Origin of the sequence: Microlunatus ginsengisoli, assembly GCF_039537205.1 — a bacterium.
In the GTDB taxonomy this organism is placed as follows: Bacteria; Actinomycetota; Actinomycetes; order Propionibacteriales; family Propionibacteriaceae; genus Microlunatus; species Microlunatus ginsengisoli.
Window position 1 is genome coordinate 1 of sequence record NZ_BAABAB010000020.1, and the last position, 9,638, is coordinate 9,638.

General features: G+C 70.9%; 10 protein-coding genes. 9 read left to right on the top strand and 1 reads right to left on the bottom strand.

What is annotated here, in order from left to right:
- Positions 1-321 precede the first annotated feature (321 nt).
- The 7 genes from ABD747_RS13975 to ABD747_RS14005 all read left to right on the top strand — a co-directional run bounded on the left by ABD747_RS13975 (position 322) and on the right by ABD747_RS14005 (position 7,957).
- Positions 322-561 (top strand): hypothetical protein, encoded by a 240-nt coding sequence (locus tag ABD747_RS13975; RefSeq protein WP_344805516.1) that lies wholly within the window; start codon positions 322-324, stop codon positions 559-561.
- A 115-nt stretch (positions 562-676) separates the two neighbouring features.
- Positions 677-1,021 (top strand): twin-arginine translocase TatA/TatE family subunit, encoded by a 345-nt coding sequence (gene tatA, locus ABD747_RS26725; protein WP_425562529.1) that lies wholly within the window; start codon positions 677-679, stop codon positions 1,019-1,021.
- 44 nt (positions 1,022-1,065) lie between these two features.
- The gene (tatC, locus tag ABD747_RS13985) at positions 1,066-2,100 is read left to right on the top strand and encodes a twin-arginine translocase subunit TatC (RefSeq protein ID WP_344805518.1); all 1,035 of its coding nucleotides are present in this window, start codon (positions 1,066-1,068) and stop codon (positions 2,098-2,100) included.
- Positions 2,097-2,981: a diacylglycerol/lipid kinase family protein gene (locus ABD747_RS13990; RefSeq protein WP_344805520.1), complete on the top strand. Its 885-nt coding sequence runs from the start codon at positions 2,097-2,099 to the stop codon at positions 2,979-2,981. The genes tatC and ABD747_RS13990 overlap by 4 nt, the downstream gene beginning before the upstream one ends.
- A 7-nt stretch (positions 2,982-2,988) precedes the next feature.
- Entirely contained in the window at positions 2,989-5,973 is a 2,985-nt protein-coding gene (locus ABD747_RS13995) for a DEAD/DEAH box helicase (RefSeq protein ID WP_344805522.1), read from the top strand.
- 109 nt (positions 5,974-6,082) lie between these two features.
- Positions 6,083-7,402: a hypothetical protein gene (locus tag ABD747_RS14000; RefSeq protein WP_344805524.1), complete on the top strand. Its 1,320-nt coding sequence runs from the start codon at positions 6,083-6,085 to the stop codon at positions 7,400-7,402.
- Between the two features lie 81 nt (positions 7,403-7,483).
- On the top strand, positions 7,484-7,957 hold the full coding sequence (locus ABD747_RS14005) for a CYTH domain-containing protein (RefSeq protein WP_344805526.1): 474 nt from the start codon (positions 7,484-7,486) through the stop codon (positions 7,955-7,957).
- 93 nt (positions 7,958-8,050) lie between these two features.
- Here the strand turns inward: ABD747_RS14005 and ABD747_RS14010 are convergent, their stop codons facing one another.
- Positions 8,051-8,521, bottom strand: a complete 471-nt coding sequence (locus tag ABD747_RS14010; protein ID WP_344805528.1) for a CsbD family protein — start codon at positions 8,519-8,521, stop codon at positions 8,051-8,053.
- Here ABD747_RS14010 and ABD747_RS14015 point away from each other — a divergent pair.
- Positions 8,475-8,909 (top strand): MFS transporter, encoded by a 435-nt coding sequence (locus ABD747_RS14015; RefSeq protein WP_344805530.1) that lies wholly within the window; start codon positions 8,475-8,477, stop codon positions 8,907-8,909. The two genes, ABD747_RS14010 and ABD747_RS14015, sit on opposite strands and share 47 nt — an antisense overlap.
- A 28-nt stretch (positions 8,910-8,937) precedes the next feature.
- Positions 8,938-9,300, top strand: a complete 363-nt coding sequence (locus tag ABD747_RS14020; protein WP_344805532.1) for a universal stress protein — start codon at positions 8,938-8,940, stop codon at positions 9,298-9,300.
- Positions 9,301-9,638 lie beyond the last annotated feature (338 nt).

Consider the following 9,638-nt stretch of genomic DNA (forward strand, 5'->3'; position numbering starts at 1 on the left):
TCTACACCCCAGCTGAAACACTGGCCAAACACATCGGTGTTGCGTTGACCCCCTGAGCCCGCCCGGATCCCCTGCAGCGGATCCGAGGTTGCATAGCGGATCCGGGTTGCCACAGGGGATCCGAGGTGGCATAGGGATCCGGGATCGTCCGGGCGATCCGGGTTGCCACAGAGCCGGGCCAGGCATGTCGCCAATCGACCTCGCAATGCGCGGAAGGCGTTTACCCGAGCCGTCTTGCGCCGGGCGAGGTCGATCTGCGACAGCTCCTCCTCGCTCCGACTGACCGGACGGGCGCGGGGCCGGCCAGCTAGGGTGGGCGGCGTGTGGCTGTGGGTGTTCGTCTTCGGCGGGATCGCGCTGGCGGGGCTGGTGATGCTGATCTGCTATGCGGTCTGGCTGGCGCACAAGACGGCCGATGTGCTGAGCGAGCTCACCGTGCTGGCCGATCGGACCGGCAAGATGCTCGATCTGCTGAGCCAGATCGAGGTCCCCCCGATGGACGGCAGCCGCCGGGTCGGCGACGCGCGTATCGTGGGGGACCGCGACGACGAGTTCGTCTAGCGCGAGCCGACCGCGGGTGCGGCGCGGCGAGTTCGTCCGGCCGCAGAGGCGGCTGGGCGACGTACGATGACCAAGAGGCGCGTCGGCGCCGACGTGCGAGGAAAAGAGGACCCCGATGTTCCCACTGGCGATGTTCGGCCTGGGCGTGCCCGAACTGCTGATCATCCTGGCGGTGGTGCTGCTGCTGTTCGGCGGATCCCGGCTCGCCGGGCTCGGCAAGAGCACCGGTCGCGCCTTGAAGGAGTTCAAGGAGGAGACCAAGGGTCTGAAGGGTGACGAGAAGCCGGAGCAGCCCGGCGTGACCGCGACCAGCGCCGACACCCCGGCCCCGCCGCAGGCCTACCAGCAGCCGCCCACGAGCCAGCCGCCGGCCGGCCAGCCCCAACACCACCAGCAGCCGGTCTACGAGCAGCCGCCGAGCCAGAACCCCGACGGCAGCGAGATCCGCAAAGACGTCTGAGGCCCACGGGCCGCTGACCGAGCTGATCTGAACCGACACCGACCGTGCCGCTGACCATCAAGGGGCGGAAGCTGAGCTTCGCCTGGCTCAAGCCGCCGCCGGCGCCGCCCGACGGCTCGATGACGCTGTTCGAGCACCTGAAGGAACTGCGTTATCGGCTGGTGGTGGCTTCCCTGGCGATCGTCATCGCGACGATCGCCGCGTTCGCGTTCAACGGGTTCCTGTTCCAGCTGCTGATCCAGCCGTACACGAAGGCGATCGCGCTCGCCAAGCAGACCAGACCCGACCTCCAGGCCGACCTCGTCATCCAGGGCGCCACCGCCCCGTTCACGGTGTCGCTGAAGATCTCCTTGCTGGCGGGCCTGATCCTGTCCGCGCCGATCTGGCTCTATCAGATCTGGGCGTTCATCGTCCCCGGCCTGCTGGCCAAGGAGAAGAAGTGGACGCTGATCGTGGTGGGGGCGGCGACCCCGCTGTTCATCGCCGGCATCGCGCTCGGCTACTACGTGATGCCGAAGGGCATCGCCGTCCTGATCAACTTCACCCCCGACGCCGGGGTGGCCAATCTGCAGGACCTCGGTGACTTCCTCAGCTTCATGACCCGGTTGATGATCGTGTTCGGCCTGGCGTTCGAGGTGCCGCTGTTCATTCTGCTGCTCAACGTGACCGGGATCTTGCCGGCCAAGGTGATCAGCAAGTACCGGTCGTACATCATCTTCGGCGTGTTCGTCTTCGCCGCCGTCGCGACGCCGACGCCGGACGCGATCACGATGCTGCTGCTGGCCACCCCGATGGTCGTGCTGGTGATCGCCGCGGAGATCATCGCGCACGCGCTCGACCGGTCGCGGAACCGGAAGAAGGCGGCCGGTGAGGACGTCATCGACTACACCGAGAAGGACGCCGCGCTCAAGGCGATGGAGGTCGAGGACGAGCGCAAGGTGCTCGACACCGGCCCTGGCGCCAGTGCGAACGGATCCAGTACGAACGGGTCCAGTACGAACGGGCACCGGTCGGACAGCTCCGAGGCGATCAACCACAGCTACGACCCCAGCGTGGAGCGCGACGAGGATCCTCGGTGAGGGTCACCCTGGTGGTGAACCCCTCCTCCGGGAAGGGCCGTGCCCAGGAGATGCTGCCCCAGGTCGCCGGCCGGCTGCGCGACGACGGCATCGAGACCGAGATCCTGCTCAGCCGGGACTTCGACGAGGCGATCGCGATGACCCGCGGCGCGGTGGACGGCGAGTCCGACGTGCTCGCCGTGATGGGCGGCGACGGGATGATGCACCTCGGCGTCAACGCCTGCGCCGGCCAGGACCGGACCGCGCTGGCGCTGATCCCGGCCGGCACCGGCAACGATCTGTGTCGGGGCCTGGGCCTGCCGCCGTTCGATCCGGTCGCCGCGGCCGCGCTGATCGCCGGCGGCAAGCTACGGCGGGTCGACCTCGGCCGGATCAACGGTGATCGCTGGATCGGAACGGTGACCGCGACCGGGTTCGACGCGATGGTCAACCACCGGGCCAACCTGATGCCCTGGCCGAAGGGCGGGTTGCGGTATCCGCTCGCTGCGCTCGCCGAGCTGCGGGTGTTTTCACCGCTGTCCTTCCGGCTCACCCTCGACGGCCAGGCCCGGGATCTGGACGCGATGCTGATCGCGGTCGGCAACACCAGCTCCTACGGCGGCGGGATGAAGATCTGTCCACAGGCCGATCCGACCGACGGGCGGCTCGACGTCACCGTCATCCATCCGGTCAGCCGGTCCAAGCTGCTCCGGCTGCTGCCGCAGATGTACTCCGGTCGCTTCGTCCGGGATCCGGCGGTCGAGCTGACCCGGGCGGCCGAGGTGAGCGTGGAGGGCCCGGGCCTGGTCGGCTACGGCGACGGCGAGCTGATCGCCGCCGCGCCGCTGCACATTCGCTGCGAGCCTGGTGCGCTGGGGGTTTTCGTCCCGTCGATAGCCTGACCGGGTCATGTCAGCCGCCGAACCACACCCGCCCGAACCGAATTCCCGCGACCTACCCGATCCGAGCCCGGCGGAGGCGTACGCACGCTTCCGGGCCGACCAGGCCACCCCGCTGCTGACCGAGTTCGGCCGGCACTACGGCTTCGCCTTCGACGACTACCAGCGCCAGGCCTGCGCGTACGTCGAGGCCGGCTCGGGCGTTCTCGTCGCCGCGCCCACCGGCGCCGGCAAGACCATCGTCGGCGAGTTCGCGGTGTTCCTGGCGCTGCAGCTGGGCCGGAAGTGCTTCTACACCACCCCGATCAAGGCCCTGTCCAACCAGAAGTACGCCGACCTGGTCGCCCGGCACGGCGCCGACAACGTCGGCCTGCTGACCGGGGACTCCTCGATCAACTCCGAGGCACCGGTGGTGGTGATGACCACCGAGGTGCTGCGCAACATGCTGTACGCGGGCTCGCCGACCCTGCGAGGGCTGGCCTACGTCGTGATGGACGAGGTGCACTATCTGGCCGACCGGTTCCGCGGCGCGGTCTGGGAAGAGGTCATCATCGGCCTGGCCGAGTCGATCCAGGTGATCGCGCTGTCGGCCACGGTGAGCAACGCGGAGGAGTTCGGCGACTGGCTGGCAGAGGTCCGTGGGGCGATGGAGATCGTCGTGTCCGAGCGCCGGCCGGTGCCGCTGTTCCAACACGTGCTGGTCGGCTCCCAGCTGTACGACCTGTTCGCCGGAGTGGCGCCGACGGCCGCGACCGAGGGTGCCCCGAGCGCGAAGGCGGACGTCAACCCGGCCCTGCTGCGGATCGCCCGGGACGAGTCGCGCTGGGTCCGCGACGACTCCCGCCGGCCACGTGGCCGCGGCGGCAAGGGTCAGCGCCGGGTCAGCTACGGCAGCGGCTCCTTCGGCGGGGCGAGCAAGAACGTCGGCGGTCGCGAGGCCGGCCGACCAGGCCGGGACGGCGGCCGCGGCGCGGTCGGTGACCAGGGTTTCAGGCCCCGGTCGTTGTCCGGCCCCAGCCGAGCCGACATGGTCAAGACCCTGGACGACGCGGCGCTGCTGCCGGCGATCGTGTTCATCTTCTCCCGGGTCGGCTGCGACGCCGCGGTCAGCCAGCTGCTCGGCTCGGGGATCACGCTGACCAACAAGGGTGAGCGGGCCGAGATCGCCGACATCCTGCACCGGCACACCGCCAGCCTGGCCGACGCGGACCTGCGGGTGCTGCGCTACGACTCGTTCGCGGAGGCGCTGTCCCGCGGCATCGCGGCGCACCATGCCGGCATGCTGCCGGCCTTCAAGGAGTGCGTCGAGGAGGCCTTCGTCCGCGGCCTGATCAAGGTCGTCTTCGCCACCGAGACGCTGGCACTGGGGATCAACATGCCGGCCCGCAGCGTGGTGTTGGAGAAGCTGGTCAAGTACAACGGGGAGACCCATGCCGACGTGACGCCGGGGGAGTACACCCAGCTCACCGGCCGGGCCGGGCGGCGGGGCATCGACGTCGAGGGGCACGCGGTGGTGCTCTGGCGGGCCGGGCTGGACCCGCGGGCCCTGGCCGGACTGGCCTCGCGCCGGACGTACCCGCTGCGCTCGTCGTTCGCACCGACGTACAACATGGCCGTGAATCTGGTCGGCAGCGTCGGCCGGGAGCGCGCGCGGACCCTGCTGGAGCAGTCGTTCGCGCAGTTCCAGTCCGACCGATCGGTGGTCGGCCTGGCCCGTGGCGTGGCCCGGAACGAGCAGGCGATCGCGGAGTACTGGCAGGCGGCGGCCTGCGAGTTCGGCGACTTCGCCGGCTACGCCCGGCTCCGGGGCCGGATCGCGGAGCTGGAGGCGGACCAGTCGCGGGCGCGTCAGGCCGACCGCCGGGCCGAGGCCGCCGGGTCGCTGGAGACACTGAAGCCGGGCGACATCATCAAGGTGCCGAGCGGAAAGAGCCACGGGTTCGCGGTGGTGCTCGACCCGGGCACCCGCGACCAGAGCGGTCCGCGCGGACGGCACCAGCCGGAGGGGCCGAGACCACAGGTGATGACCGAGGACCGGCACATCCGGCGGCTGTCCCTCGTCGACTTCCCGACCCCCGCCGTGGTCGTCGGCCGGGTGAAGATCCCGCGGCACTTCGACTCCCGTGAGGCCAGTTCGCGACGCAGCCTCGGCGCCGCCTTCCACAGCAAGCTCGGCACGCTGGACTCCGAGGCGCTGCGGCACCGGCCCCCGCCGCCCGATCCGGTCCGCGCCGGCGAGATCACGGACCTGCGGGACCAGCTCCGCTCGCACCCGTGCCACCGCTGCCCGGATCGCGAACAGCACGCCCGCTGGGCCGAGCGCGCGCTCCGGCTCGAGCGGGACAATGCCCAGGTCGAGCAACGGATGGCCTCTCGGACCAGCACCATCGCCGCGCACTTCGACAAGATCTGCCTTGTGCTGACCTCGCTCGGCTACCTGTCGGACGAGCCGGGTGGCCAGCAGGGGGTCACCGAGGACGGTCGCCGGCTGGCCCGGATCTATGCCGAGCTGGATCTCGTCGCCGCCGAGTGCCTGCGGGCCGGCCTGTTCGACGAGCTGACGGTGCCCCAGCTGGCGGCGGTGCTGGCGTCCTTCGTCTACGAGGCACGCCGCTCCGACGGGTTCGAGCACCGGCCGAGGATGCCGGATGCGATGACGGCGCACGTGATGACCGAGGTCCGCAAGATCTGGCGGCAGGTCTCGCTGCTCGAGCGCGACCACCGGCTGGAGCGTGGCCCCGAGCCAGACATCGGCTTCAGCGAGGCGGCCTTCGGCTGGGCGGCGGGCCGTCCGCTCGCCGCCGTGCTCGCGGAGTCCGGGCTGACCGCGGGCGACTTCGTCCGCTGGGTCCGCCAGGTGCTCGACTTCGCCGATCAGATCGGTCAGGCCGCGGGCCCCGGGCCGCTGCGCGAGACCGCGCGGCTACTGGCCCGGGCCATGCGTCGGGGGGTCGTCGACTTCACCCCGGACGACTCCGACGAGCCCGAGGGCTGACTTGCGCGGCGGTCGTCGCGTGCGCGACGATTCGCCCAACCCTGCCCTGGGTATTCTCCACTCATCTCATCTGGCGCCCCAACGGGGCGTCGTCGCCGAAAGCTGTCCGATGGTCCGTACGAGCGTGGTCGCATCCGCGCGCCGGCTGCTGCCCCGCGCGCTCGCCGCGGTCGTCGTGCCGGTGGCCTGGGTGATCGCGCTGCCCGCCGCCCCGGCGTCGGCCGCGCCGCTCGACCCGGTAGCGGATCCGCCCGCGTCGGCGACCGCCGCCCCCGTCGGCGCACCCAGCCCGCCGGAGGGGTCTGACGGCCCCGCGGTGCCCGGTCCGCCGGTGGCCACCGCGGCCCCGCCAGCCCCGTCCGGCCCGGCCTCCGGCCCGGACAGTCAGGCGCCCGATGCAGTCGGCTCCGGCACGGTCGGCTCCGCCGCGGCCTCGGAGGGCACCGAGCAGTCGCCCGGATCCACTCCGTCGGACAGCGGGTCTCCGACCGCGGCGCCGACCTCCCCGCCGGCAAGCCAGGCGCCGGTCGCACCTTCCTCGGCGGCCCCGACCGCGACCGACGTGGACCGCCCGCCGGCCGGGTCTGGCGCATCGCAGGCGCCGACGCCCCCGGTCGCCGCCGTCCCGGATCAGCCGCCGGTCTTCACCAGCGCCCGCCGGGCCGTGCTGGCCGAGGGCCAGCCGGGCTCCTTCACGGTGCGCACCACCGGCAGCCCGGTCCCGGCGATCCAGGCCACCGACGTACCGCTCGGACTGAGTCTGGTCGACCACGGCGACGGGACGGCCACGCTGGCCGGCACGCCCGCCTTCGACGGCCACGGCGTGATCTCGCTGACGGCCACCAGTGCGGCGGGGACGGCGACCCAGCGGCTCGCGATCGAGGCTCGTTCCATCCCGACGTTCACCAGCGGCGACACCGCGCTGTTCGAGCAGGGTGCGCCGGGTTCGTTCGACATCACCACCACCGGCGTACCGGCGCCCCGGATCACCGCCGACGAGGGCGACCTGCCGGCCGGCCTGCGGCTGGTGGACAACGGCGACGGGACGGCCACCATCCTCGGCACCCCGACCGCGGCCGCGGGCACGTTCAGCGTCGACGTGACGGCGACCAGCGCCGCTGGCACGACCGACCTGATGCTGAGCGTCGTCGTGCAGAACCCCCCTGGCTTCACCAGTACGTCGAACGTACGGTTCGCGGCGGGCGCCGGCGGCACGTTCACGGTGACCACGTCCGGCGTGCCGAAACCGACCATCGTGGTCGATGGTGAGCTGCCGGGCTGGCTGGCGTTCGACGACTTCGGCGACGGCACCGGAACGCTGCGTACGGTCGGGCCTGCGCCCGCCGGGGCGACCGCCGTGCTGGAGCTGCGGGCGATGAACGCGATCGGCGCAGACGCCGTCCAAACGGTCCGCGTGAGCGTCGGCTGAGCGGGCTGTGATAGTCCTGCCCTGACCGTGCGCCCGCGAGTGACCCCGGGCACGGGATACGACCGGCAAGGAGAGACGACGTTGGGGACCGAGTTCGAGCACAAGCTGCTGGTGACCGGCGAGGAGTGGCGGACGTCGGCGTTGTCCAGCAGCTCGCTCAGCCAGGCCTATCTCTGTACCCAGCCGGGGATGACGATCCGGGTCCGGCTGGTCGACGACCGGGTCGGCTATCTGACCGTGAAGGGCAAGCAGGCCGGGATCGGCCGGCCCGAGTACGAGTACGAGATCCCGGTCGGCGACGCCCGCGAGTTGCTGGGGCTGGCTCAGGACGGGTTCCCGATCAGCAAGACCCGCTACGAGCTGGGTGATCCCTGGCCGGGTTGGGTGGTCGACGAGTTCTCCGGTGAGAACGCCGGCCTGGTCGTCGCCGAGCTGGAGGTGCCGGCCGAGGACACCGCCTGGGAGGCACCGGACTGGGCCGGGACCGACGTCACCGCCGACCCGCGCTACACCAACGCCGTGCTCTATTCGACGCCGTACACCCACTGGAGCTGACGGCCGCTCGCCGGGCCGAACAGGCACCGCGCGTCCGGGCGCGAAAGATCGCCCCGGACCGCGGGGCGGTCCGGGGCGATCGGGGAGAGGCAGTCAGCGGCGGTCGTCGCCCTTCACGGCCTGGCCGGCCTCGCGGAGGGCGTCCTTGACGTTCTCCCCGGCCTGCTTGCCGTGGGCCTCCGTCTGGTCCATCTTGCCCTCGGCCTCCAGGCTCTCGTTGTCGGTCGCGTCGCCGACGGCTTCCTTGGCCTTGCCGCCGGCCTCTTCGGCCTTGTTGCTGATCTTGTCGCCGATTCCCATGGGTGCCTCCTCGCTGGCGACGGAGGCCGTCTCCGCCGCAATGCCTGCGTCGGGACTTACCCAGCTGTTTACAGTGTCAACCGGTTGAATGGCCGCAACGAGCTGGCCATCGTGGTCGGCCGCATGCTGGCTGCCTTCAGCCAGAGTGTCGCTCTGATCGCGAACATCGCCCGCGGGCGTGATCGCGGTGATCTGCCCGTTCTTCCTGATCGACCGGGTGCCGCGACGCAAGCTGATCATCGGCGGCGTGATCGCCACCACCACCTGCCACGGCCTGATCGTGCTCGGCTCGATGCTGATCCCCGACGGCGTGGCGAAGGCGTACATCATCTTGGTGCTGGTCGTCGCGTTCGTGTTCTGCATGCAGCTAGCGCTGAACGTCCCGGTCCGGGTCTGCCTGTCGGAGCTGTTCCCGCTCCGGATGCGCGGCTTCGGCATGGGCCTGTGCGTGCTGGTGCTCTGCGTCACCAACGCGATCATCGCCTTCGCCTTCCCGATCCTGGTGTCCACCGTCGGCATCACCGGCTCGTTCGCGGTCTTCTTCGTGCTCGGCCTGTTCTTCGTCGGGTTCTTGTGGAAGATGCTGCCGAACACGAGCGGGCGCTCGCTGGAGCAGCTCGAAGAGGCCTTCGCCGCCGGCGACTTCCACTGACCGACCCAGACCCGAAAGGAACCTCCTGATGACCATCCTCGTAGCCGTTCCGGAGAGCCCCGAAGGCCGGTACGCCCTCGGCGCCGCAGCCGCGGAGGCCAAGTCCTGCGCGACCGACCTCGTCGTGATCAACCTCGGTCTGCGCCGGCTGGACGAGTCCATCCTGCCGCGCGACGTCGAGCTGACCGTGATCGAGCGCTCCGGACCGCAGCGCGGCCCCGCCGACTCCGTGCTGGAGTACGTCGCCCAGAATCCGGCGATCTCCCGGCTGGTGATCGGCATGAAGCGCCGTACCCCGGTCGGCAAGGCGGTCTTCGGCAGCGTCAGCCAGCGGCTGCTGCTGGAGTCGCCGGTGCCGGTGCTGGCCGTCAAGCCGGAGTCGGCTGCCTGAGTCACGTCCCGGGGGCGGACGCCCGACCGCGCGCGTCTGCGCCCGCCGATATCCCGCCGCGGCTGGATTCTGCGGCTCGGTTCGGGCGTGCGCACGCCGAAAATCCGGCCGTGGCGGGGAATTGCGGCTTCGGGTTGGGTGGGGGCACCCCGAAATCCAGCCGTGGCTGGAAAGTGGGGCTTCGGGTCGGGTGGGCGCACCCCGAAATCCCGCCGTGGCGGGAAATTGGGGCTCGAAACGGGTCGGTGGACCCGGAAAAACCCGCCGTGGCTGGAAATTTTGGGACTCGGATCGGGTGGGGAGGACCCCGAAATCCGACCCTGGCGGGATATCGGCCT

Excerpts from the sequence above, each read along its gene's own strand:
- ABD747_RS14000 (WP_344805524.1), top strand. The coding sequence starts at position 6,083 with ATGGTCCGTACGAGCGTGGTCGCATCCGCGCGCCGGCTGCTGCCCCGC.
- ABD747_RS14020 (WP_344805532.1), top strand. The coding sequence starts at position 8,938 with ATGACCATCCTCGTAGCCGTTCCGGAGAGCCCCGAAGGCCGGTACGCC.
- tatA (WP_425562529.1), top strand. The coding sequence starts at position 677 with ATGTTCCCACTGGCGATGTTCGGCCTGGGCGTGCCCGAACTGCTGATC.
- ABD747_RS13995 (WP_344805522.1), top strand. The coding sequence starts at position 2,989 with ATGTCAGCCGCCGAACCACACCCGCCCGAACCGAATTCCCGCGACCTA.